Source organism: Gemmobacter aquaticus, from assembly GCF_007859075.1.
In the GTDB taxonomy this organism is placed as follows: Bacteria; Pseudomonadota; Alphaproteobacteria; order Rhodobacterales; family Rhodobacteraceae; genus Gemmobacter; species Gemmobacter aquaticus.
Window position 1 is genome coordinate 52,740 of record NZ_VOAK01000024.1, and the last position, 23,768, is coordinate 76,507.

At 64.9% G+C, this 23,768-nt stretch carries 24 protein-coding genes; 13 read left to right on the forward strand and 11 right to left on the reverse strand.

Annotation, left to right across the window (positions count from 1 at the left end; translation table 11 throughout):
* The first annotated feature begins 53 nt into the window (after positions 1-53).
* Positions 54-269 carry a DUF1127 domain-containing protein gene (locus FQU74_RS16030; RefSeq protein WP_146287493.1) on the forward strand — a complete coding sequence of 72 codons (216 nt, stop codon included), beginning with the start codon at positions 54-56 and terminating at the stop codon, positions 267-269.
* Positions 270-388: 119 nt separating this feature from the next.
* Here the strand turns inward: FQU74_RS16030 and FQU74_RS16035 are convergent, their stop codons facing one another.
* The 6 genes from FQU74_RS16035 to rpsO all read right to left on the reverse strand — a co-directional run bounded on the left by FQU74_RS16035 (position 389) and on the right by rpsO (position 6,488).
* Positions 389-652, reverse strand: coding sequence for a DUF6525 family protein (locus FQU74_RS16035; protein WP_241659881.1), 264 nt, complete (start codon positions 650-652; stop codon positions 389-391).
* Positions 631-1,833 carry a GTP-binding protein gene (locus FQU74_RS16040; protein ID WP_146287495.1) on the reverse strand — a complete coding sequence of 401 codons (1,203 nt, stop codon included), beginning with the start codon at positions 1,831-1,833 and terminating at the stop codon, positions 631-633. Before FQU74_RS16040 ends, FQU74_RS16035 begins: the two co-directional genes overlap by 22 nt.
* A gap of 55 nt (positions 1,834-1,888) precedes the next feature.
* Complete coding sequence (locus FQU74_RS16045; protein WP_146287496.1) at positions 1,889-2,482, reverse strand: L,D-transpeptidase; 594 nt, start codon at positions 2,480-2,482, stop codon at positions 1,889-1,891.
* Positions 2,483-2,620: 138 nt separating this feature from the next.
* Positions 2,621-4,771: a polyribonucleotide nucleotidyltransferase gene (gene pnp, locus FQU74_RS16050; RefSeq protein ID WP_146287497.1), complete on the reverse strand. Its 2,151-nt coding sequence runs from the start codon at positions 4,769-4,771 to the stop codon at positions 2,621-2,623.
* Between the two features lie 186 nt (positions 4,772-4,957).
* A complete protein-coding gene (locus FQU74_RS16055; protein ID WP_146287498.1) occupies positions 4,958-6,121 on the reverse strand; it encodes an HPP family protein in 1,164 nt (387 codons plus the stop codon).
* 97 nt (positions 6,122-6,218) lie between these two features.
* Complete coding sequence (gene rpsO, locus FQU74_RS16060; protein ID WP_146287649.1) at positions 6,219-6,488, reverse strand: 30S ribosomal protein S15; 270 nt, start codon at positions 6,486-6,488, stop codon at positions 6,219-6,221.
* Between the two features lie 240 nt (positions 6,489-6,728).
* On the opposite strand from rpsO, the gene FQU74_RS16065 reads away from it, so the two are divergent.
* Positions 6,729-7,745, forward strand: coding sequence for a calcium-binding protein (locus FQU74_RS16065; protein WP_146287499.1), 1,017 nt, complete (start codon positions 6,729-6,731; stop codon positions 7,743-7,745).
* On the opposite strand, the gene truB is transcribed toward FQU74_RS16065, so the two are convergent.
* The 3 genes from truB to rbfA form a co-directional block, all read right to left on the reverse strand.
* The gene (truB, locus tag FQU74_RS16070) at positions 7,735-8,640 is read right to left on the reverse strand and encodes a tRNA pseudouridine(55) synthase TruB (protein WP_146287500.1); all 906 of its coding nucleotides are present in this window, start codon (positions 8,638-8,640) and stop codon (positions 7,735-7,737) included. The two genes, FQU74_RS16065 and truB, sit on opposite strands and share 11 nt — an antisense overlap.
* Positions 8,641-8,705: 65 nt before the next feature.
* Positions 8,706-9,449: a phosphodiester glycosidase family protein gene (locus FQU74_RS16075; protein ID WP_146287501.1), complete on the reverse strand. Its 744-nt coding sequence runs from the start codon at positions 9,447-9,449 to the stop codon at positions 8,706-8,708.
* Positions 9,427-9,852 carry a 30S ribosome-binding factor RbfA gene (gene rbfA, locus FQU74_RS16080; protein WP_146287502.1) on the reverse strand — a complete coding sequence of 142 codons (426 nt, stop codon included), beginning with the start codon at positions 9,850-9,852 and terminating at the stop codon, positions 9,427-9,429. The genes FQU74_RS16075 and rbfA overlap by 23 nt, the downstream gene beginning before the upstream one ends.
* Before the next feature lie 97 nt (positions 9,853-9,949).
* Between rbfA and dapB the strand changes: the two genes are divergently transcribed.
* Both dapB and FQU74_RS16090 read left to right on the forward strand, forming a co-directional pair.
* The gene (dapB, locus tag FQU74_RS16085) at positions 9,950-10,759 is read left to right on the forward strand and encodes a 4-hydroxy-tetrahydrodipicolinate reductase (protein WP_146287503.1); all 810 of its coding nucleotides are present in this window, start codon (positions 9,950-9,952) and stop codon (positions 10,757-10,759) included.
* A 63-nt stretch (positions 10,760-10,822) separates the two neighbouring features.
* Positions 10,823-11,176, forward strand: coding sequence for a dihydrodipicolinate reductase (locus FQU74_RS16090; RefSeq protein ID WP_146287504.1), 354 nt, complete (start codon positions 10,823-10,825; stop codon positions 11,174-11,176).
* Positions 11,177-11,179: 3 nt separating this feature from the next.
* Here the strand turns inward: FQU74_RS16090 and FQU74_RS16095 are convergent, their stop codons facing one another.
* On the reverse strand, positions 11,180-11,356 hold the full coding sequence (locus tag FQU74_RS16095; protein ID WP_146287505.1) for a DUF1674 domain-containing protein: 177 nt from the start codon (positions 11,354-11,356) through the stop codon (positions 11,180-11,182).
* Between the two features lie 70 nt (positions 11,357-11,426).
* Between FQU74_RS16095 and FQU74_RS16100 the strand changes: the two genes are divergently transcribed.
* The gene (locus FQU74_RS16100; RefSeq protein WP_146287506.1) at positions 11,427-12,665 is read left to right on the forward strand and encodes an RsmB/NOP family class I SAM-dependent RNA methyltransferase; all 1,239 of its coding nucleotides are present in this window, start codon (positions 11,427-11,429) and stop codon (positions 12,663-12,665) included.
* Here FQU74_RS16100 and gph read toward each other — a convergent pair.
* Positions 12,643-13,305 carry a phosphoglycolate phosphatase gene (gene gph / locus FQU74_RS16105; protein WP_146287507.1) on the reverse strand — a complete coding sequence of 221 codons (663 nt, stop codon included), beginning with the start codon at positions 13,303-13,305 and terminating at the stop codon, positions 12,643-12,645. The two genes, FQU74_RS16100 and gph, sit on opposite strands and share 23 nt — an antisense overlap.
* A gap of 166 nt (positions 13,306-13,471) precedes the next feature.
* On the opposite strand from gph, the gene FQU74_RS16110 reads away from it, so the two are divergent.
* The 8 genes from FQU74_RS16110 (at position 13,472) to FQU74_RS16145 (ending at position 23,737) form a co-directional block, all read left to right on the forward strand.
* The gene (locus FQU74_RS16110) at positions 13,472-15,193 is read left to right on the forward strand and encodes a heparinase II/III family protein (protein WP_479680592.1); all 1,722 of its coding nucleotides are present in this window, start codon (positions 13,472-13,474) and stop codon (positions 15,191-15,193) included.
* Positions 15,194-15,224: 31 nt separating this feature from the next.
* Positions 15,225-16,838, forward strand: coding sequence for a bifunctional phosphoribosylaminoimidazolecarboxamide formyltransferase/IMP cyclohydrolase (purH, locus tag FQU74_RS16115; protein ID WP_146287508.1), 1,614 nt, complete (start codon positions 15,225-15,227; stop codon positions 16,836-16,838).
* 30 nt (positions 16,839-16,868) lie between these two features.
* The gene (gene lspA / locus FQU74_RS16120) at positions 16,869-17,390 is read left to right on the forward strand and encodes a signal peptidase II (RefSeq protein ID WP_146287651.1); all 522 of its coding nucleotides are present in this window, start codon (positions 16,869-16,871) and stop codon (positions 17,388-17,390) included.
* A gap of 53 nt (positions 17,391-17,443) precedes the next feature.
* Positions 17,444-17,956 carry a DUF3035 domain-containing protein gene (locus FQU74_RS16125; protein ID WP_146287509.1) on the forward strand — a complete coding sequence of 171 codons (513 nt, stop codon included), beginning with the start codon at positions 17,444-17,446 and terminating at the stop codon, positions 17,954-17,956.
* Positions 17,957-18,028: 72 nt separating this feature from the next.
* Positions 18,029-19,360 carry a M16 family metallopeptidase gene (locus FQU74_RS16130; protein WP_146287510.1) on the forward strand — a complete coding sequence of 444 codons (1,332 nt, stop codon included), beginning with the start codon at positions 18,029-18,031 and terminating at the stop codon, positions 19,358-19,360.
* Entirely contained in the window at positions 19,357-20,655 is a 1,299-nt protein-coding gene (locus tag FQU74_RS16135; RefSeq protein WP_146287511.1) for a M16 family metallopeptidase, read from the forward strand. The genes FQU74_RS16130 and FQU74_RS16135 overlap by 4 nt, the downstream gene beginning before the upstream one ends.
* Positions 20,656-20,732: 77 nt before the next feature.
* Positions 20,733-22,598: a DNA mismatch repair endonuclease MutL gene (mutL, locus tag FQU74_RS16140; RefSeq protein WP_146287512.1), complete on the forward strand. Its 1,866-nt coding sequence runs from the start codon at positions 20,733-20,735 to the stop codon at positions 22,596-22,598.
* Positions 22,595-23,737, forward strand: a complete 1,143-nt coding sequence (locus FQU74_RS16145; protein ID WP_146287513.1) for a DNA recombination protein RmuC — start codon at positions 22,595-22,597, stop codon at positions 23,735-23,737. The genes mutL and FQU74_RS16145 overlap by 4 nt, the downstream gene beginning before the upstream one ends.
* Positions 23,738-23,768: the final 31 nt, after the last annotated feature.

The window sequence follows — 23,768 nt, forward strand, 5'->3', positions numbered from 1 at the left end:
AACAGCGCGAAGGAATGATGAGCGCGCCAAGACGATGATGATGAGGCACTGAGATGGCATACGTAGTTTCGAACCGCACCGCACGCTTTTCGCTCGGCGACTATCTGGGCAATGTGAAGGCTTCGCTGAAGGCCAATCTGGCCCGCCGCGCGATCTATCGCCAGACCCTGAACGAGCTGAACGCGCTGACCGACCGTGAGCTGATTGACCTGGGCATCTCGCGTTTCGAGATCACCGCACTGGCCCATGAAGCGGCCTACGGCAAGTAATTCCCCGGTTTCCTGCCCCTCCTCCTCCTCCCTGAGGGGCGGAACAAGACGAAGCCCTCCTCCTCCCTGGCTTCGTCAATGACAGAAGGCCCGTGGCACCCGCCACGGGCCTTTTGCATTCAAGCGCACCCGAAGGACTCGCGGCGAAGCGTGGCCCGTTCGGCGGCGTCCAGCCGCGCCAGTGCCTCGTCCTCGGACTGGCCCTGTTGCAGCGCACGGGTCCAGATACGCAAGACAGACCGCGCGCTCCATGGCAGGGCGGCATGGATGACCCAACGCCGCAGTGCGGGCGGCAGGGCATCATGGCGCGACATCGGGCACCCGCTGCGCCAGCGCGCGCGGGATGACACAAGGTTCCGCTTCATACCGATGCGGCCCGCCATTGGGGAAACGGATCTGCAAGCAGATCAGGTGCGACTGGCCATTCCGTCTCGGCTGGCATCAGGGCCGAATCGAGGGTAGCCCGCAAGGCCGCCTCATCCATGCCCCGCCCGATGAAAACCAGCTCTTGCCGACGATCCCCCCACGGGTCTTGCCACTGTTCGGCGATTGCAGCCTGCATCCCGTCTTGCCGGGGCCAACGCGCCTTGGGAACAGCCGCCCACCACCGACCCAGCGGGACAACCGTCGCGGCCGCCCCCGCCAGCGAGTATTCCGCCACCCAGTCCGGTTGCGTGGCAAGCCAGAAATGCCCCTTGGCGCGGATGACACCGGGCAGATCGCCATTCAGGATCGCGTGGATCTTTGCCGGATGGAACGGTCTGCGCGCGCGATAGACAAAGCTCGATATCCCATATTCATCGGTTTCCGGCGTGTGATGGGCAAAGCCGTACAGCTCTTTCGCCCAGAGAGGGTGCTCATGGGCGCGATCAAAGTCAAAAAGGCCGGTCTCAAGGATGGCATCGGGCGGCACGATGCCATGATCCGTCTCGATCACCTGCGCGTCAGGATTAAGCGCCCGCAGGATCGCCCGCGCCGCCACCACACGGTCGGGACCAGCGTCACGGCATTTGTTCAGCACGATGACATCGGCGAATTCGATCTGATCGGTCAACAGCGTGACCAATGCCCGCGGATCGTCGGGGCCAAGGCTCTCGCCGCGCTGGCTGAGAAAATCCTGGCTGGAGTAGTCGGCCATCAGATTCATGGCATCGACGACGGTGACCATGGTGTCGAGGCGCGCCACGTCCGACAGGCTTGCCCCCTGCTCATCCCGAAAGGCGAAGGTCGCGGCCACCGGCAATGGCTCGGCAATGCCGGTCGATTCGATCAATAATTGATCAAAGCGCCGCTCATTGGCCAGCCCGCGCACTTCGGCCAGCAAGTCGTCCCTCAGGGTGCAGCAGATGCAGCCGTTGGTCAGTTCCACCAGCTTTTCCTCGCTGCGGGTCAGTCTGGTTCCTGCGCGCAGAAGGTCGGCATCGATATTCACTTCGGACATGTCGTTGACGATGACTGCCACCCGGCGGCCATCGCGATTGTTCAGCACGTGGTTCAGCAGCGTGGTCTTGCCAGCCCCCAGAAATCCGGAAAGCACAGTCACGGGCAAACGTAAGTCGGTCATTGCGGGCTCCCTCTGCAGACAGCCCGATTTATCGTTATGTTATTACATATGCAAGCTATGCAGGTGACGAACGTGGATAGAGCACGATCGGCGTTCCCAGTTGCGCCCGCTCGTACAGCATCATGATGTGCTCGTTCACCAGCCGCACACAGCCGTTCGACACTGCCGAGCCGATCGTCCAAGGTTCAGGCGTGCCATGGATGCGCAGGAAGGTATCGCCGCGCGCCTCGTCAAACAGATAAAGCGCTCGCGCGCCCAGCGGATTGGTCGGACCGCCGGGCATCCCGTCGGCCCATTTGGCATAATGGCCCGGATCGCGGGCGATCATCTCTTTGGTCGGGGTCCAGCTCGGCCATTCCTTCTTTGCCCCCAGATAGAAGCGGCCGGATTCATAGAGATTGCCCCGTGCGATCCCGACCGTGAACTTCAGCGCGACCTGAGGCTCAAGAATGAAGTACAGCGCAAAGACGTTGGGATCGACGAGGATGGATCCGACCGGGAAGCTCTCGGCCAATCGCAGGGTGACGGGCTGATGCTCCGGTGGCACGACCCAGGTCTCAAGCGTGGGTTTCTCGGCCAGCGCAGGGCGCGGAAGGGCAAGGGCGGCGGCACCAGCCAGCAGATGGCGGCGCGTCAACGGCAAGGGCATGGTGGCTCCCTGAATGATTTCCCTTACAAAGAAAGGGAGATGCGGCCCAAACTTCCACAGATATCCTTGGCTGTCACGCAAGCGTGAAACGAAAAGGCCCCGGAAAACCGGGGCCTTCGTATCAGATACCGGAAGGGATCAACCTTCGGCGGCCTCTTCCTTTTCTTTCTTCTCGGGCGCGATTTCCTCACCCGTCTCCTGGTCGACCATCTTCATGCCAAGGCGCACCTTGCCACGGTCGTCGAAGCCCAGAAGCTTCACCTTCACCTCTTGACCCTCTTTCAGGATCTCGTTCGGGTGGTTCAGGCGCTTGTTGGCGATCTGGCTGACGTGCACCAGACCATCGCGCTTGCCGAAGAAGTTCACGAAGGCGCCGAAATCGACCAGCTTGACCACCTTGCCGGTGTAGATCTGGCCTTCTTCCGGCTCTGCCACGATCGACCAGATCATGTCATAGGCCTTTTTGATCGCTTCAGCCGAGTTCGAGGCGATCTTGATCACGCCGTCGTCGTTGATGTCGACCTTGGCGCCGCTCGTTTCCACGATCTCGCGGATGACCTTGCCGCCCGAGCCGATCACTTCGCGGATCTTGTCGGTCGGAATGGACAGCGTTTCGATCTTGGGCGCGTATTCGCTGAAGCCCTGCGGGGCGGACAGCGCCTTGTTCATCTCGGCCAGAATGTGCAGACGGCCGTCCCGAGCCTGGGCAAGCGCCTGCGCCATGATCTCGGGCGTGATGCCTGCGACCTTGATGTCCATCTGCATCGTGGTGATGCCAGCCTCGGTGCCCGCGACCTTGAAGTCCATGTCGCCGAGGTGATCCTCATCGCCCAGGATGTCGGTCAGCACGGCCCATTTGCCGTCATCTTCCAGGATCAGGCCCATGGCCACACCGGCAACCGGCGCCTTCAGCGGCACACCTGCATCCATCATCGACAGCGAGCCGCCGCAGACCGAAGCCATCGAGGACGAGCCGTTCGATTCCGTGATCTCCGACACTACGCGGATAGTGTAGGGGAAGTCGGTCGGGGCCGGCAGCACGGCCTGCAGCGCACGCCATGCGAGCTTGCCATGGCCGATCTCACGACGACCGGGCGAGCCCACGCGGCCCACTTCGCCGACCGAATAGGGCGGGAAGTTGTAGTGCAGCAGGAAGTTCGAGCGGTAGTTGCCGTTCAGCGCGTCGATGATCTGCTCATCCTCGCCGGTGCCCAGCGTGGTGACCACAAGGCCTTGCGTCTCGCCACGGGTGAACAGGGCCGAGCCGTGGGCACGCGGCAGAATGCCGGTTTCCGAGATGATCGGACGCACGGTCTTGTTGTCGCGGCCATCGATGCGGGCGCCACCGTTGATGATGTCACCGCGCAGGATCGCGCTTTCCAGCTTCTTGATCGCCGAGCCGAGGTTGATGTCGGCCTGATCTTCTTCGGAAAGCGAGGCTACGATCGCAGCCGATGCAGCACTGATCGCGTTCGAGCGCTCTTGCTTGTCGCGCAGGGCGAAAGCGGCACGCATCTGCGCCTCACCGGCGGCTTTCACCTTGGCATAGAGGTCCGAGATGTCGGGCGCGCTGAAATCGAAGGGCTCCTTGGCCGATTCCTCGGCGAAGTCGATGATCAGATCGATCACCGGCTGCATCGCGTCATGGCCGAACTTGACCGCGCCCAGCATTTCCTCTTCGGTCAGCTCATAGGCCTCGGATTCCACCATCATCACGGCGGTCTTGGTGCCGGCGATGACCAGATCCAGACGCTGCTCGGGGTTCATGCGCAGCTGCGTCATGTCATCCATGCTGGGGTTCAGCACATATTGGCCGTTGGCAAAGCCCACGCGCGCAGCCCCGATCGGCCCCATGAAGGGCACACCCGAGATGGTCAGCGCGGCTGAGGCCGCGATCATCGCGACGATATCGGGATCGTTGACGAGGTCGCAGGACAGAACGGTGGCCATGACCAGAACTTCGTTCTTGAAGCCATCGACGAACAGCGGGCGGCACGGACGGTCGATCAGACGGGAAACCAGCGTTTCCTTTTCCGAGGGGCGCGCCTCGCGCTTGAAGAAGCCGCCCGGAATCTTGCCGGCGGCATAGTATTTCTCTTGGTAGTGAACGGTCAGCGGGAAGAAGTCCTGGCCCGGCTTTGCCTTCTTGGCAAAAGTCACGTTGGCCATGACCGAGGTTTCGCCGACCGTGGCGATGACCGAGCCATCCGCCTGGCGCGCAACCTTGCCGGTTTCCAGCGTGAGCGTCTCATTGCCCCACTGGATCGACTTTTTCGTGATATTGAACATCTAGCATCCTATCTGAGAGCACCCACGGGCCCATCCCGTGTCTCCCCTGGTCTGCGGCCCCATTGCCGCCGCCCCCTATCCTTTGCATGCGGCCGGGGGCTGGCCTCACGTCACAGATTGGGCGCGCATACACGAAAACGGGCCAAATGGAAAGCGGCTTGTCATGTGGCCGCAGTCGGCCCACCCTCAGTCCGTCGCGCGCAGGCTTTGGCGTGCGAGGGCTGCGATCAGATCGGTGCGGGTGACGATGCCGACGATCCGGCCGCGCGTGAGCACGGGCACGGCATCGCAGCTTCCCTCGGCCATCATCGGCAGCAGCGCGGCAACCGGCGTATCGGGTGTCACACGCGGCATGGCGACCGACATCACCTCTCCGGCGCGGACCGGCGTGCTGCGGCGGGGATCGAGCATCCGTGCCATCGCGGGGCCGAAGCCGCGTTCCAGCCGAAAGGCATCGTCATGCGCGCGCCGGATCAGGTGCAGCTGAAAGATCACGCCAAGGAACTTGTCCCCCTCTTGCACCACCGGCAGGGAGGTGAACCCATGGCGGCGGAACAGATCGGCTACCTCTGACAGCGGCGCATCGGGGCCGACAGTTACCAGATTGCGCGACATGATCTCGCCCGCAGTGGCCGCCCCGCTGCGATGGCTTGCCGCCTGCAGCTCGGCCGCGCCGATCAGGCGTGCCAGATCTTCGACCCCGAGGTTCAGCGACTGGCGGTAGCGATCAAGGATGTCCTGCAGTTCGGCCTCGCTGAGGCCAAGGCGTTCGGCAGGCACGGGGTCATCGGTGCCGAAAGCATTCGGCGCGTCAAACTGGCGGAAAGGATAGCGCCGGCCGGAAAGCCGCGCATAGGCCATGGCAAGCCCCACCAGAAGCGCCGTGCCCAGCATCACCGGCGACACCGAGAACCAAAGGCCCTGCTCAGCCATCTGATCGGGGTTCAGCGCCGCCGTCATGGCGACTGCACCCGCCGGGGGATGCACAGCGCGCAACAGGATCATCGCAGCGATCGCTGCGCCAACGGCCAGCGCCACGCGCAGGGTCGGGTCATCAACCAGCAGGCAGGCCAGCACGCCCATCACGGCTGCCGAGCCGTTGCCGACAACGGCCGACCAGGGTTGCGCCAGCGGGCTGTTCGGCACCGCGAAAAGCAGCACCGATGAGGCCCCGAACGGCGCAATCAGATAAAGCCCGAACCGCAGGTCAACGCCACCGAAATGCACCAGCGCCCCAAGGATAGCCAGCGCCGCGATGGCCCCAAGGGCTGCCCGCAGCGCCTCGGCCAAGTGCCCTGACGGGATCGCGGGCCCGAATGCGCGCAACAGGCGCCTAGTCAGTGTGGACATCCGGCTTCCCCCCTGTTGCCACCCGGCGGAGCAACCCCTTGATGGCGAAACGCCCGCGCCTTTCGGCACGGGCGCTCTTGCAAACCTGTTGAAAGGCTTAGCGGCGCAGGCCCAAGCGGGCGATCAGCGACGCATAACGGCCTTCATCCTTGCCCTTCAGGTAGTCCAGCAGCTTGCGGCGCTGAGCCACCAGCATCAGAAGGCCACGACGCGAGTGGTTGTCCTTCTTGTGGGTTTTGAAGTGCTCGGTCAGCGTCGCGATGCGCGAGCTGAGGATCGCAACCTGAACTTCGGGCGAACCGGTGTCGCCTTCCTTGGTCGCGTATTCCTTGATCAGACGGGCTTTTTCTTCCACGGTGATCGACATCGGGATCTCCTTTTCAGGGTTGAAGGTGACGGCACAAGCCGGGATGTCGTCCAGCAGGGCCCTTGCACCGGCAGATTCGCACGGAATTTGCTCGGATGTGGGCGGATACTGCAAACTGTCCAAAAAGAAAAGCCTGCATTGACCGCGCATGGGCGGCTGAGTTCATCGTTTGTCAACTTTGGCAGGCCAGCCTGTTCCGGATACCACCCATCGGCGGGTGGTCGGGTCAGGGTGTCGCACATGCTCGCATTGATCGGTTTTCTGGGAATCGCCGGCGCGGGGTTTCTCTTCGATGCATTTCTGGCGCGCAACGAGGCGTCGGACGATGCCGAAGATGACGCGCCCGTACCGGATGAGCAAGCACCGCGTGCGACGGTGGGCGATCTGCTGCAAACGGTCGGCAGCGATGTCGCAGCCCCCCCGCCAGACGCTGTAGGGACCGAGGAGAATGACAAGCTCGCCGGTGACGCGCTCGACAACCAAATCGACGGACGCGGCGGGCTGGACCAGATCCTCGGACGCGAGGGGAATGACAGCCTCGCAGGCGGGCGGGGCGGCGACCACCTCTGGGGTGGCAGCGGGCGGGACGATCTGGCGGGCGGGACCGGGGATGACAACCTGCGCGGCGAGGGCGGTGCTGACCGGATCGCGGGAAACGCGGGCGATGATCAACTTTCGGGCGAGAACGGCCGAGATACCCTGTCAGGCGGGGCCGGAAACGACTCGCTCCTCGGCGGAAGCGGCGATGATAAGCTAACTGGCCAGCAAGGCGACGACTGGCTCAATGGCGGCTTCGGCAACGACCGGCTGGTTGGCGGCGAGGGCTCTGACACGCTCGACGGCGATTTCGGGGATGATCATCTGAACAGCCATCACGACGGGCAATCCGACGACAAAGCCGATTTCCTGAACGGCGGCGCGGGCAATGACGTGATCGAACCCGGCAGCGGTGACTACGCAAACGGGGGCGAGGGTCGCGATCTCTTCAGGCTGGGTGGCTGGATTGCGGCGGGCGAGGCTGCTCTCGTTACCGACTTTGACCCCGATCAGGACCAGATCGAGGTTGTCTATGACCCGGATGCCCATCCCGATGCAGAGTTGACTATCGAACACGATCCCCGCACCGGCGCCGCGCATCTGAAGCTGGATGGCCGCCCTCTCGCCGTCGTGCAGAATGGTGCGGCATTGACGGCCGAGGCCATTCGTCTCACCGCCGAGCGCGATCAGGACCAAGACCTGCGCGGCTTCAAAGATTGAAAACGCGGGTCGGGTGCAGCTCGCCCCCGCGATATATGCCAACGGCAACAGGGCGGCCCTGATGGCTGGCCCAGGCCTCGTCGCCGTAGGCCAGACCGTTCACGATGACCATGCCGGGGTTGCCGTTGCGCAGGCGCGCCGCACCTTCGGCCGTCGCCTCGCAGCGCGGCAGATCGGCAAGGCCCAGTTCCAGAGGCTGCAGCAAGGCGTCGATCTCGGGGCTACGGGCCAGACGGTCGATGTCGTCCAGTGACGCGCCCTTTGCGGCGTCAAACGGCCCCGACCAGACCCGCCGCAACCATTGAACATGGCCGAGGCAGCCAAGTGCCTGCCCCAGGTCGCGCGCGATGGACCGGACGTATCCGCCCTTGCCGCAGACCATCTCCAGTTCCACATGGTCGGCATCGGGCCGGGCGATCACCTCAAGGCTTTCAACCCAGAGGGCGCGGGCCGCAAGCTCCATTTCGACGCCGTCGCGCGCAAGATCATAGGCGCGTTCGCCATCCACCTTCACAGCCGAGAATTGGGGCGGCACCTGCATGATCTCGCCGCGAAAGGCGGGCAAAGCATCTACGATCTGCGCATCGCTCGGCCGCTCGGCGCGCGTCTCGATCACTGCGCCTTCGGCATCGTCCGTGGTCGTCGCGGCACCAAGGCGCACCATGAAACGGTAGCACTTCAAGGCGTCGGTGATATAGGGGACGGTCTTGGTCGCCTCGCCCAGTGCGACGGCCAGAACCCCGGTTGCCGCCGGATCGAGCGTGCCGGCATGACCCGCCTTCTGCGCCCCAAACGCCCATTTCACCTTGTTGACAACGGCAGTCGAGGTGATGCCTGCAGGCTTGTCGATCACGACCCAGCCCGATACTGCCCGACCCTTCTTGCTGCGCGCCATTGCCAACTCCTGCGTGAAGAAGCCCGCCTGCTAGCCCCACACCCAAGGCGCGTCAAGCAGCGCTCTCAGGGGGCGGGAACGGCAAGACCCACGATCGGACCCATCGGCAGCCCCAGATCGGACCGCCCCAGCGCGGGCGAAAAGAGCCGCGAGACCTTGCCGTCAAAGTAGAGCGCATCGGGCATACCCAGATGATCGCGATACATCCGGCCAAAGGTGTCGAAGTTCACCGAATCCTCGGAAATCGCAAAGACGGCGCGCGTCCCGTCCGCCGAAACCCCCACACCGTTCCGGATGTAGCGGCTGTCACCTCCTGGAATGAAGCGCGGGTGCAACTGGCCCTGTTTGACCATCAGCGGGCCGGATTGCGTCGCGTACTGGCAGCGGCGCGGGTTCGCGGCAAAGTCGCGCGAATCGGTGATGTGGAAGCCATCTTCCGCGATGCAGAACACCCCGTTGGGCAGCATCCCGAAGTTCCCGGCAGAACCGCCGGTGATGACCGGCGTCAGTTGCTGCCCACGCTCGATGTATAGTCCCACCGGGCGGCGGTCGGGGTGATACATCCCGGCGTTCATCGCGAAGGCGAGCGTTTTCCCCTCGGTCGACAGAAGATCGTTCACCGCGCCAAAGCTGCCCAGCAGATCGCCCGCCGGATCGGAGTGGAACAGGCGCAGATCCTCGCCCGCGCGCACCTCGCACAGGGTAAAGGTCACGCCTTCGAATTCCGTTTCGGCACAGGGGGCGGCAGCAACGGGGGACGCCAGCAAAAGCAGCGCCGCCAGCGCCTTAAGTATCAGCTTCGTCTTCATCTTCGCGCCGCGCCACGTCGCGCTGCACCCGCTCGTCCGAAAAGAGCCTGCGGGTTTCATCAAGCTGATCGAAGGTGCCGTCGGGCCGAAAGCGCAGATCGGGCGTGTACTTCAGCGTCAGCGCCCCACCGATACGGTGGCGCAGCTCTGCCTTGTTGCGCGCAAGCGCCGCGATCGCATCCTCGACCGGCACCGATCCCATCAGCGGCATCACATAGGCAGTGGCCACCTTGAGATCGGGCGAGCAGCGCACCTCACCCACGGTGATCGACATGCGGTTCAGCTCGGGGTCGTGAATCTCGGCCCGGTTCAAAACGTCAGACAGGGTGCGCCGGATCAGTTCGCCGACGCGAAGCTGGCGCTGCGATGGGCCATCGCCCGAAGAGAAGCGGTTTTTCGACATGGCACGTATCTATGCCTTTTGCCCCTCCCCCGCAACGGCAGGCTTTTCGTGCGCGCCCACCCGCGCTAAAGGCGAGGTAGCAGCAAGGAGACGGATCATGGGCAACCTGCCGGGCATTGTCATCACGGGCGCATCAGGGCGGATGGGGCAGATGCTTCTGCGTACCGTCCTTGCCAGTGACAAATGCCGCCTCGCAGGTGCGGTGGAACGCACAGGCAACCCGTGGGTCGGGCGCGACGTGGGCGAGATGCTGGGCGGCCAGCACGTCGGCGTGACGGTGACGGATGACGCGCTGGAGGCTTTTGCCAAGGCGCAGGCCGTGATCGATTTCACGGCCCCTGCAGCCACGGTCGAGTTTGCGGCCCTGGCCGCACAGGCGCGCGCCGTTCACGTCATCGGCACAACGGGGCTGGAGGCCGAGCATCTGGCGAAGATCGCCGCCGCCGCCCGCCACGCGGTGATCGTCCGGGCGGGAAACATGAGCCTCGGCGTCAATCTTCTGGTCAAACTGACGCAGAAAGTGGCCGAGGCTTTGGACGCCGACTGGGATGTCGAAATTGTCGAGGCCCATCACAACAAGAAGATCGACGCGCCATCAGGCACCGCGCTGATGCTGGGTGAGGCCGCGGCCGAGGGGCGTGGCGTCTCGTTGGCACAAATGCGCGAGTCGGGGCGCGACGGCATAACGGGTGCCCGCGCCCATGGGGCCATCGGCTTTTCCGCGATTCGTGGCGGTGACATCGTGGGCGAGCATGATGTGATCTTTGCTGGCGCTGGCGAGCGGGTGATCCTGCGCCATGTCGCGACCGACCGGGGCATCTTTGCACGTGGCGCACTGCGCGCGGCGATCTGGGGGCAGAACAAGTCACCCGGCGAATATGACATGATCGACGTTCTGGGCCTTTGACCAACTGATCCGCCCGGCCCTGTCTTGCGTAACATTCGCACAACGGGTTTTCGGGGGGATCAGATGTTCCGCATTGCTGCCTGTCTTGCGCTGATGGCCACCACGGCTGCAGCCGAACCTTTCGATCAGGTCAAGGACAAAGCCCGGTTTCTGGACCTTGTGCAGGGCCGCGCCCTGCATATGGGTGCCTTCCGCATCGCACTTGAAGTCTTGCCGGACGGTGAGATCAAGGGCGAGGCCTTGGGCTGGCCCGTCACCGGTCGCTGGGTCTGGCAAGAGGGGTACTTCTGCCGCGAGCTTGACTGGAGCGGCAAGCCCATTCCCTGGAACTGCCAACTGGTCGAGGCGCGCGGCGATTCCATGCGCTTTACCGTCGATCAGGGGGCTGGCAGGTCAGCGCTTTTTCGCCTGCGCTAGCGATCAGAAATCGATCGCGATGCCTTTCTTTTCCCAATCACCGTAGCGAACGGGCTCAGGCCCTTCGCGCCCGCCAAGTTCGGTCGGCAGCTCCGCAGTCTGTGCAGCCTTGCGGCGCTCTTCGGCCTCGGCCAGTGCGCGCAGGGCCTCGGGCGGCAGCTCAGGTTTCTCGTCAGACATGGTCAGTTCCTTGCAGCGATGCCTGCCATGATATACGGCCCACAAGGTATCGGGACAAGGTTGGACGGAAATGGCGGGAACAGCACGGAAGGCTGCGGTGCGTTTGCTGGGCGAGGTGCTGGACGGGCGGCAACTGCTGTCGCAGACCGACGGCATGCTGTCAGGGCTGGCACCTGCCGATCGCGCCCGCGCGCAGCGCCTTTGCGCCCAAACCCTGCGCCATCTGGAGCAAGCCGACCGCGTGCTCAAGCCTCTGCTTCGCAAGGCTCCGCCGCCAGAGGTGCTCAATGTCCTGCGCCTGTCGGTCGTCGAGCTTGCGATGGGTGAGGCCGCGCATGGCGTGGTGAACGAGGCCGTGGGCATGGTCCGCGCCGACCGCCATCATGCGGCGCTGTCAGGTCTGGTCAATGCTGTGCTGCGCAAGGTTGCAGCACTTCCCGCCCCCTTCGCCAAGCTTCCGCCCCAGCGTCTACCCTACTGGCTGCGCAAGCCACTGGTCGACACTTACGGGCGCGAGGTGGTTTCTGCGATAGAGTCCGTTCAGGCGCAGCCCGCCCCGATTGACCTTACCATACGCGCAGGTCGCCCGGTGCCTGAAGGAGCCGATCTCTTGCCCAGTGGCAGCCTTCGCCTGCCCGCCGGGACGCAGGTTTCGGCACTTGAAGGCTTCGCCGAAGGCAACTGGTGGGTGCAGGACGCCGCCGCCGCCATGGCCGTCGCGCTGCTCGATCCACGTCCGGGCGAGCGGGTGCTCGATCTTTGCGCGGCACCGGGCGGAAAGACGCTGCAGCTGGCCGCCGCAGGCGCAAGCGTTCTGGCGCTTGATGTCAACGAGCGGCGTCTTGAGCGTCTGCACGAAAACCTTGCGCGTACCAGGCTGACGGCCGAGATCGTTGTCGCCGACGCCCTGCACTGGTCACCGCCTGAGGCGTTTGACGCGATTCTGCTCGATGCGCCTTGCTCGGCCACGGGTACGATCCGGCGCCATCCCGACCTGCCCTATGTCAAGGATGGAACCGAACTGGCAGAGCTGACCGCGCTGCAGGCGGCCTTGCTCGACCGTGCGCTTGGCTGGCTGAAGCCCGGCGGGCGGCTGATCTATTGCACCTGCTCGCTCTTGCCCGAAGAAGGCGAGGCACAGCTGGCGGCGGCGCTTGCCCGCCACCCCGGCCTGCGCGTCGAGCGCCCCGCGATGGAGTGGCTAGAGCCCGGCTGGATCACCGAAGACGGCGGTCTGCGCCTGCGTCCCGATCACTGGGCCGGGCGTGGCGGCATGGACGGCTTCTTCATGGCGCGGCTGTCGCGCTGATCCCCGCCACCAGCCCGGGCAGATCGGCGAAGTCGGCAAAGGCCGCCTGATGCGTCAGCGCCTCGACAGGGGTCTTGCGATAACCTTCGGTGAACAGAAGGAAGGGCACCCGCGCGGCCTGCGCGGTCTCTGCGTCCACCTCGCTGTCGCCGACAAAGATCATCGGCCCGCCGCCCAGCAAATCCAGCGCGTGAAGCAGCGGCGCAGGATCGGGTTTCTTGACCGGAAGGCTGTCGCCCCCCACGACCGCAGCAAAGCAGCCCAACCTGAAATGCCCAAGCACGGCCCGCGTGGGTCCAATCGGTTTGTTCGTGCAGACCCCAAGGCGCGCGCCCGTTCGCGCCAGATCATCAAGCGCGGTCAGCACACCAGGATAGAGCGCGGTCAAGCCATGCGACTGTTCGTAGATCTCAAGAAACCGCGCCAGCAGATCGTCAAATGCCGCACCGGTACCCGGCAGGCCACGCGACTGCGCAAGGCGCGAGATCAGGTTCGGTGCGCCCCGGCCGACAAAGCCCTGCACCTCTGCGCGACTAAAGCTCTGCCCAAGCGGCGCAAACGCACGATTCGCGCTGGCGTGGATATCGGGCGCGCTGTCGATCAGCGTGCCATCGAGGTCAAAGATCACGGCGGGTTTCATGTGGCCTCCTGTTGAGGCGACCCTGCCGCGAAGTCCCGCCAGCGTCCAGACCGGATCGGTCTGTACACCGGCTTTTGCGGTGACAGGCTCCGGCGCTGCGGCTATGGTACACGTCCAAGGCGACCCGGAACGGGCAGACAGGCAATCGGCGGAACTCATGGCAGGCATGGCGCACGGCGCATGGTGGGCAGAGGCTTGGGTGCAGGCGATGAACCGTCGCGCCGCACGTCGTGCCGCACGTCTGGCCCCGGCCACCGGATTCGTCTCGCAGCCTGAACCGCGCACGATTGGCCTTTATGGGCGCGGAAAACAGCTCGTCGCCGGAAACTTCCTCTTCGCGGGCCACCTGGTCGAAGCGCCGGGCACCCTGATCTGGGATGTCCCGACCCCGTCCCCCGCCTTCGAGGCCGAATTGCAGGGATTCGCATGGCTGGATGATCTCGCGGCCGTCGGTGATGCCACAGCACGCCGGCGCGCGCAGGAATGGACCTTTGGCTGGATCGAGCGTTTTGGCCGAGGCCATGGTGCCGGCTGGACCCCGGATCTGACCGGACGACGATTGATCCGCTGGATCAACCACGCCGTTCTGCTGCTGGCCGGAAAGGACCGCGAACAGTCGCTGGTCTACTACCGGGCGCTATCCCAGCAGACGGTGTTTCTGGTTGACCGCTGGCAAGCCGCTGCCCCCGGACTGCCCCGGTTCGAGGCGCTGACCGGCCTCATCTACGCGGGCCTTGCGCTTGTGGGAATGGAGGGGCAGGTCGACCCCGCTGCGGCGGCACTTGCCCGCGAGTGTGCGCGCGAGGTTGACAGCGAAGGTGGTATCCCGACCCGCAACCCCGAAGAATTGCTGGAAGTGTTCACTCTGCTCACATGGGCCGCGCAGGCGCTGACTGATGCGGGCCATGTGGTCCCCACTGCCCATCTGGCGGCGATCGAGCGGATTGCGCCCACCCTCCGCTGCCTGCGCCATGCCGATGGCGGGCTTGCGCGGTTTCATGGTGGCGGGCGCGGGCTGGAGGGCAGGCTCGATCACGCGCTGGCCAGCGCAGGTGGCAAGGCCATAACCCGGCACGGGGTTGCGATGGGGTTTGCGCGGCTCGCCGGCGGCCGGACCACAGTGATCGTGGACGCCGCCGCCCCGCCAGAGGGGATGGCAGGCGCCTCGGCCCATGCCTCGACCCTTGCATTCGAGCTGACCTCGGGGCGGCGACCGATGGTCGTGGGCTGCGGCTCGGGCGCGCCCTTTGGCGCCGACTGGCACCGCGCCAGCCGCGCGACCCAAAGCCACTCGACGCTGAGCATCGACGGCATTTCTTCGTCGCGCTTTGCCGGTGACGGGCGCGAAGTCCTGACCGACCGCGCCACGATCACCACCCTGCAGCAAAGCGACACCGCCGAAGGCCATCAGATCCTCGCCGGGCATGACGGCTGGCGGAGCACACATGGGCTGGTGCATCTGCGCGACCTGTCGCTGTCGCCCGACGGACGCCATCTGGCCGGGGTGGATATGCTGGTGGCGGAAGGCTCTGCGGACCGCGCGCGCCTTGCCGCCCTGCGAAAGCGCACTGGCGACCCTGGCTTTTCGATCCGCTTCCACCTGCATCCCGATGCCGATGCCGCGCTGGACATGGGCGGCGCCGCAGTCTCGATCGCGCTACGCTCGGGTGAGTTGTGGGTGTTCCGGCATGATGGTCAGGCAAGGCTCTCGCTGGAGCCCTCGGTCTACCTGGAAAAGGGCAGATTGCTGCCGCGTGCGACAAAACAGATCCTTCTCACCGCACATTTGCAGGAATTGGAGGCCCGTATCGGCTGGACCTTGGCGAAGGCTCAGGATACTCCGCTGGCCATCCGCGACCTTGACCGGCCTGAAACCGACCGGGGTTAGCCGCCGTTCCGCCCCTGATCAGGAGTGATCCATGCACACCGCCGCCCCTTCTGCCCCCGTGAACCTCGTCCATGTCGGGCGCGCGCTGATTTCGGTTTCTGACAAGACAGGCCTTCTCGACCTTGCCCGAGCCCTTTATGCGCAGGGGATCGAGCTGATCTCGACCGGCGGCACCGCCGCCACGCTGCGGACCGCGGGCCTGAAGGTGCGTGACGTCTCCGAGGTGACGGGGTTTCCCGAGATGATGGACGGCCGCGTCAAGACGCTGAACCCGATGGTGCATGGCGGGCTGCTGGCCCTGCGCGATGATGCCGAGCATCTGGCCGCCATGGCCGCCCATGGGATCGAGCCGATCGACCTGCTGGTCGTGAACCTCTATCCGTTCGAACAGACCGTGGCGCGCGGCGCCTCTTACGCCGACTGCATCGAAAACATCGACATCGGCGGCCCCGCGATGATCCGGGCGGCGGCCAAGAACCACAAGTTCGTCAACGTCGTGACCGACCCGCAGGATTATGAGCAGCTTCTGACCGAGCTGAAGGCCAATGGCGGTGCGACCACCTATGCCTTCCGGCAGAAACTGGCGCTGACCGCCTATAGCCGGACCGCGGCCTATGACGCGGCCGTCTCGGCCTGGATGGCAGGCGCGCTGAAGGTTGAGGCTCCGCGTCGCCGGGCCTTTGCGGGCCAGCTGGCCCAAACCCTGCGCTACGGCGAAAACCCGCATCAGAAGGCCGCCTTCTACACTGACGGCACGCAACGCCCCGGCGTCGCCACAGCCCAGCAGTGGCAGGGGAAAGAGCTGTCCTACAACAACATCAACGACACTGACGCCGCGTTCGAACTGGTGGCCGAATTCAACCCCGAACAGGGACCGGCCTGCGCGATCATCAAACATGCCAACCCCTGCGGCGTCGCCCGTGGCGCCACCATGGCCGAGGCCTATGCCCGCGCCTTTGACTGCGACCGCACATCGGCCTTTGGCGGGATCATCGCACTGAACCAGCCGCTGGATGAGGCGACCGCACGCGAAATCACCGGGATCTTCACCGAGGTGGTTATCGCCCCCGGCGCTTCGGCCGAGGCCCGCGCGATCTTTGCCGCCAAGAAGAACCTGCGCCTTCTGACCACCGACCGTCTGCCCGACCCCAAGGCAAAGGGGCTGGCCTGGAAACAGGTTGCGGGCGGGTTCCTGGTGCAAGACCGCGACAACGGTGCGCTGGCGCTTGACGATCTGAAGGTTGTGACCAAGCGCGCGCCGACCGATGCCGAACTGCGCGACCTGCTGTTTGCCTGGACCGTGGCCAAGCATGTGAAGTCGAACGCCATCATCTATGTGAAGGACGGGGCGACCGTCGGCGTCGGCGCAGGCCAGATGAGCCGCGTGGACAGCACCCGAATCGCCGCACGCAAGAGCCTCGACATGGCCGAGGCGCTTGGCCTTGCCGCCCCGCTGACGAAGGGCTCGGTCGTGGCGTCTGACGCCTTCTTCCCCTTTGCCGACGGTCTGATCACCGCGGCCGAGGCCGGTGCGACCGCAATCATTCAGCCCGGCGGATCGATGCGCGATGACGAGGTGATCGCCGCAGCCGATGAACGTGGCCTTGCCATGGTGTTTACCGGCATGCGCCACTTCCGGCACTGACACGCCATGGCCGCGTCCGTGTTCAAAGGTATGCGCCCCGTGGCCCTGACGGCGGCCGCGATCTTCGTGCTGGACCAGATCACCAAGGTCGCCGTTGTCTTCGGACTGGATCTGAAGAGCCGCGGCGAGATCGACGTGCTGCCGCCCCTTCTGAACTTCCGCATGGCGTGGAATCAGGGAGTGAACTTCGGCCTATTTGCCAGCGGAACCGAACTGGTCCGCTGGGGGCTTGTGGTTCTTTCGTTGCTGATCGTCGGATGGGTCTGGGTCTGGGTCGCGCGCGGCAAGCATGGAAAATGGCTGCGCCTTTCGGCCGGGGTTCTGATCGGTGGCGCGCTTGGCAATGTGGTCGATCGCGTCGCTTATGGCGCGGTGGCCGACTTCCTGAACATGTCCTGCTGCGGATTTGAGAACCCCTACGCGTTCAATGTGGCCGATATCGCCATCTTCGCGGGCGCCCTGGGCATCGTGCTGTTTGCCGGGCCGCAGGACGGGGCTTCGAAGGACGGGGGCAAGGACAAACGTCGCTCATCGCGCCGAAAGACCCCGTGACCTCGCCTTGGCTTTGCGCTAAAGACGGGGTGGTCTGGATGGAGAGTGACGGAATGCAGGCAGCAAAAGGCGGAGTTCTGGCGGCAACGCTGATGCTGGCCCTTTCGGCCTGCGGCGGGTCCGAAGATCCGCAGTTGATGAACCTGCGCTCCCCCTCGGACGGGCCGGACGAGTTTGCGATTCTGCCGCCCAAACCCTTGCAGATGCCGAAAAGTCTGGCCTCGCTGCCAACGCCGACGCCGGGCGGGACCAATATCACCGACCCCACGCCCGAGGCTGATGCCATCGTCGCCATGGGCGGTCGCCCGGGTGCCGGCACCAACGATACCGCACTGGTCGCCTATGCCGCCCGTGGTGGTGTCGAATCCGGCATCCGCGGGACCCTCGCGGCCGAGGATCTTGAGTATCGCCGCAAGAATGACGGACGGCTGCTGGAGCGCGTGTTCAACGTGAACGTCTATTTCGACGCCTACGAGCCGATGTCGCTTGACCAGCACGCCGAGCTTGAGCGCTGGCGCGCCCAAGGCCTGCTCACGCCTTCGGCACCCCCACCCCAATCCGAGTAAACTTGCCGTCAGCCCCGCTTGACCGTCGCCCGCATTCGCGTAGCTATGGCGCAGCACAAACGGAGGCTTCTGATGCGCAAGCTATTGACCGGCGTGGCCTTCTGGGTGGCTTGCGCCCCCGTGGCGCTGGCGGCCGAGGTGACGGATTTCACGCTGGAGAACGGCCTTCAGGTCGTGGTGATCGAGGATCACCGCGCCCCTGTTGCGGTGCAGATGCTGTGGTACCGGATCGGCGCTGCGGACGAACCTCCGGGCCATTCGGGCATCGCGCATTTCTTCGAGCATCTGATGTTCAAGGCGACCGACGATCTGGCGCCGGGCGAGTTTTCGGCCACCGTCAAGGCGCAGGGCGGCAATGACAATGCCTTCACCAGCTGGGATTACACCGCCTATTATGAACGTGTCGCGGCCGACCGGCTGGATCTGATGATGCAGCTTGAGGCCGAGCGGATGCGCGACCTTCAGCTGACGGACGAGGCTGTGGCAACCGAACGGAACGTCATTCTGGAAGAGCGCAACCAGCGCGTCGACAGCGACCCGGGCAGCCTGTTTTCCGAACAGGCCCGCGCCGCGCAGTTCCTCAATCACCCCTACGGAATCCCGGTCATCGGCTGGCGGCACGAGATCGAGGCGCTGGATCGCGCCGATGCCGAGGCGTTTTACCGCACCTATTATGCGCCAAACAACGCGATCCTGATCGTGGCAGGCGATGTAGAGCCCGAGGCGGTACGCGCCATGGCCGAAAAGCACTATGGCCCGCTTGAGCCGACGGTTGACCTGCCACCGCGCGCCCGCCCGTCCGAGCCGCCGCAACTGGCCGAACGCCGCCTTTCGATGTCGGACCCGCGCGTGTCAGAGCCCTATATGATGCGGACCTACCTTGCCCCCAACCGCGAAAGCGGCAACCAGAAAGAGGCCGCTGCGCTGCTCTATCTGGCGGAGCTTCTGGGCGGGTCGGGCACCACCAGCCTGTTCGCCCGCGGGTTGCAGTTTGATGACCCCAAGGCGGTCTATTCCTATGCCTTCTATGATGGCACGGCGCTGGATAGCGGGACCTTTGGTCTTGGCCTGATGCCCCTGCCCGGCGTAAAGCCCGAGGAGGCCGAGGCTGCAATGGACAAGATCATTGCCGATTTTCTGGCCGCTGGCCCTGATCCGGTCGCCTTTGAACGTATCAAGACGCAGCTCCGCGCGGCGGAAATCTATGCCCGCGACGATGTCGAGGGCCTCGCCCGCCGCTATGGCGAGGCTTTGGCCACGGGCCTTACACTCAAGGATATCGAGGACTGGCCCGCCGTTCTGCAATCGGTCACGCCCGATGACGTGATCGAGGCTGCCCGCAAGGTGCTCGATCGCCGCAATGCCGTCACCGGCTGGCTTCTGACCGAGGAGGGCGCCCAATGATCAAGCGGTTTGTCACGCTGTTCTTCCTTCTGGCCTCGCCCGCTCTGGCCGAAATCAAGCCGGTAGAGGTGATCTCGCCCGGCGGGATCAAGGCCTGGCTGGTCGAGGAACACTCGATCCCCTTCACTGCGCTGGAGATCCGCTTTCGCGGCGGTACCGCCCTTGATGCGCCCGACAAACGCGGCGCCGTGAACCTGATGACCGCGCTGATCGAGGAAGGCGCGGCCGACATGAACGCCCAGAAGTTTGCAGAGACGCGCGATGGTCTGGCTGCCGAGCTACGCTTCGGTGCCTCTGTCGATACGGTCTCGGTTTCGGCGCGGATGCTGACCGAAAATCGGTCGCAGGCGGCCGAGCTTTTGCGGCTTGCCCTGACCCAGCCCCGCTTTGACGCCGATGCCGTGGAACGCGTGCGCGGTCAGGTGCTGTCGAACCTGCGCGCGGCAGAAAAGGACCCCGGCGAGATTGCCGGGCAGAGCTTCAACGCGCTCGCCTTTGGCGATCACCCCTATGGCACCTCGGGCGACGGCACGGTTGCAAGCGTGACCTCTCTGACCCGGGATGACATCGTTGCCGCGCATCGGATGGCCCTCGCCCGTGACCGCATCTATGTGGCGGCTGTCGGCGATATCACCGCCGAGGATCTGGGCGCGCTGCTTGATCACGTTCTGGGCGGCCTGCCTGAGACGGGTGCCCCACTTCCGGGTCCGGCCACCGTCGGGCTTTCGGCTGGCGTCACCGTGGTCGATTTTCCGACGCCGCAGGCGGTGGTGATGTTTGGCCAGGCGGGGATCGACCGCAACGATCCCGACTACTTCGCCGCCTATGTCCTGAACGAGGTTCTGGGGGGCGAAGGCTTCGGCTCGCGCCTGATGACCGAATTGCGCGAAAAGCGTGGTCTGACCTATGGCGCCTACACATGGCTTGCCGACTATGATCAGGCCGATCTGCTGGCCGGTCAGTTCGCTACCGACAACCGCACCGCGGCCGAGGCGGTGGATATCCTCAAGGCCGAATGGGCAAGGATGGTGCAGGGCGTGACCGAGGCAGAACTCAACAAGACCAAGACCTTCCTGACCGGTGCCTATCCACTGCGCTTTGATGGCAATGCCCCCATCGCCAACCTTCTGGTGGGCATGCAGATGGTTGGCCTGCCGCTCGATTACATTGCCACCCGCAATGCCAAGGTCGAGGCCGTGACGCTGGACGACGTCAAGCGCGTGGCCGCGCGGCTGATCCAGCCCGATCAGCTTCGTATCGTCGTCGTCGGTCAGCCCGAAGGGTTGGCCCCCTGATTGGATCGGGGGATAGCGTTCACGTTATCCCCCAATTTCCGTGGCGGAATCGCTGCGGCCATGCTAGTTCTGGGGGTATGATACTGGACACCCCCAAGATCAAGCGCCCGGTCATCCGCCAACTGGATGAAACCGCCATCAACCGCATCGCTGCGGGCGAGGTGGTGGAACGCCCTGCCTCTGCCGTGAAGGAGTTGGTGGAGAATGCACTCGATGCCGGGGCGCGGCGCATCACGGTTGATTATGCTGACGGCGGCAAGACGCTGATCCGTGTGACCGATGATGGCTGCGGCATGACCGGCGATGACCTGCCGCTGGCCCTATCCCGCCATGCCACATCCAAGATCGACGGGTCTGACCTTCTCAACATCCGCAGCTTCGGTTTTCGGGGCGAGGCGCTGCCCAGTCTGGGCGCGGTGGGGCGGCTCACCATCACCTCGCGCGCCGAGGGGCATGACGGGGTCAGTCTGTCGGTCGAGGGCGGGCGCATGGGCGCGCTTCGGCCCGCGGCGCTGAACCGGGGCACTGTGGTGGAGCTGCGCGATCTGTTCTTCGCGACGCCCGCGCGGCTTAAATTCATGCGCTCTGACCGGGTCGAGATGGGCGCGATCGCCGATGTGGTCAAGCGTCTGGCACTGGCAGAGCCGCATGTGGGCTTCACCCTGCGGGATGTCTCGGGGGGTGGCGACGGGCGCGTGGTCTTTCGGGCTGACCCCGAGAATGGCGACTTTTTCGACGCGTTGCACGGGCGATTGTCGCGTGTGATCGGCGCCGACTTCACCGACAATGCGCTGCGCATCGACCTTGACCGCGACGGGCTGCGGCTGGTCGGCTACGCCGCCCTGCCCACCTACTCGCGTGGGTCAAGTGTGGCGCAGTTTCTGTTCGTCAATGGCCGCCCGGTGCTCGACAAGCAACTGTTTGGTGCCCTGCGCGCAGCCTATATGGATGTGCTGTCGCGCGACCGGCACCCTGCGGCGGTGCTGAACATCCAGTGCGATCCCGAACGCGTAGACGTCAACGTCCACCCGGCCAAGGCCGAGGTCCGCTTCCGCGAACCGGCACTCGTGCGCGGGCTGATCGTTTCGGGGCTGCGGCTGGCAATCACAGGCGCGGGTCACCGCGCCTCGACCACCGTTGCGTCCGAGACGCTGGAGGCGTTTCGCCCAGTACCCACCCGTGCCGAACCCACCCGTGCCGAACCTGCGCCGCTCCAGCCGCGTGTCTATCAGATGGACCGCCCCTCGCAGGCAAGCTTTGCCCGCGCATACGCCCTGCAGGCCCCTGCCCCGGATTTCGGCTTTGCCGAGGCCCCGTCAGTGCGGGTCGAGGCGGTTGCCGAACCTGCACCCGATCTGACAGACCGCCCGTTGGGCGCGGCCCGCGCACAGGTGCATGAGAATTACATCATCGCGCAAACCGCCAAGGGCATTGTCCTTGTCGATCAGCATGCCGCGCACGAACGTCTGGTCTATGAGCGTCTGAAGGCGCAGGCCGCAGGGTCTGGCATCGCCGCACAGGCCCTGCTGATCCCTGATATTGTCGAGCTTTCTCCACCCGATGCCGCGCGCCTTCTGGACCTTGCCGACGATCTGGCCGGGCTTGGTCTGGTGATCGAGCCATTCGGCGGCGGCGCCATTGCCGTGCGAGAGGTGCCTGCCGTGCTGGGCCAGATCGACGCGGGCGCGCTGATCCGCGACATCGTTGACGATCTGGCAGATCTGGGCGCCTCTGACCGGCTGCGCGGGCGCATCGACGCGGTTCTCAGCCGGATGGCCTGTCATGGCTCGGTCCGGTCTGGCCGGCAGATGCGCGCGGAGGAAATGAACGCATTGCTGCGCGAGATGGAGGCCACGCCGCTGTCGGGCCAGTGCAACCACGGCCGTCCCACCTATGTCGAGCTGAGCCTTGCCGACATCGAGCGGCTTTTCGGTCGGCGATGATCCGGATCGGCAGCCTGGACCTTGCGTGGAATGACCCTGCGGTGCTGGCCGTCGCTGGCGTCATCGCGTTGATCCTGCTTCTGCTTGTGATGATCCTGCGCGCGGCAGGTCGAGCTGCATTGCCGCTTGCGCAAGAGATGGGCTGGCTTGGCCAGCGGGTGCAGGCATTGGCCGATGGGCAAGAGCGGCTCGCCGGTGGTCTGCATCATGTGTCCGAGGCGCAGGCCCACTCCCAGACCGCAATGCTACAGGTGATGGAACAGCGGCTGGCCGAGGTTCAGCGACAGATGGGCGAAAGCCTGCAAGGTTCAGCCCTGCGCACCGCGCGATCCCTTGGCGATCTGCACCAGCGGCTGGAAACCATCGACCGCGCACAGGCCAACATCGAGAAACTCTCGGGCAATGTGCTGTCGTTGCAGGATATCCTGTCGAACAAGCAGACACGCGGCGCCTTTGGCGAGATCCAACTGCATGACATTGTGCTAAAGGCCCTGCCGTCTGACAGTTACACGATGCAGGCCACGCTCTCGAACGGGCGGCGGGCGGATTGCCTGATCCACCTGCCGAACCCGCCGGGGCCTATCGTCGTCGATTCCAAGTTCCCGCTTGAGGCATATGAGGCACTGCGCCGGGCGCAAACCCAGCCCGACCTCGATATGGCTGCGCGCCTGCTGCGCCAGTCGGTGCGCGGCCATATCCGCGCCATTGCCGAACGGTATATTCTGGAAGGCGAGACCGCCGACGGGGCGCTGATGTTTCTGCCCTCAGAGGCGGTCTATGCCGAGCTGCACGCCAACTTCCCCGATCTGGTGCGCGAGGGATTTTCCGCCAAGGTCTGGATCGTATCGCCCACCACCTGCATGGCGGTGCTCAATACCATGCGGGCCGTGCTGAAAGACGCCCGGATGCGGGAGCAGGCCGGGGCGATCCGCAAGGAGCTTGCCGAACTTTACAAGGATGTCGAACGGCTTGGCGACCGCGTATCGAACCTCGACCGGCATTTCGGACTGGCCGCGCGCGATCTGGACGAGATCCGCATCAGCGCCGAGAAGGCAGGCAAACGCGCGCGGCGGCTGGACAATTTCGATTTCGAGGAACTGGCGCCCGAGACCCCGACCATGATCGGTGCCGCCGAGTGATGCGATATGCTGGGGTCCGCTATGCGTTGGC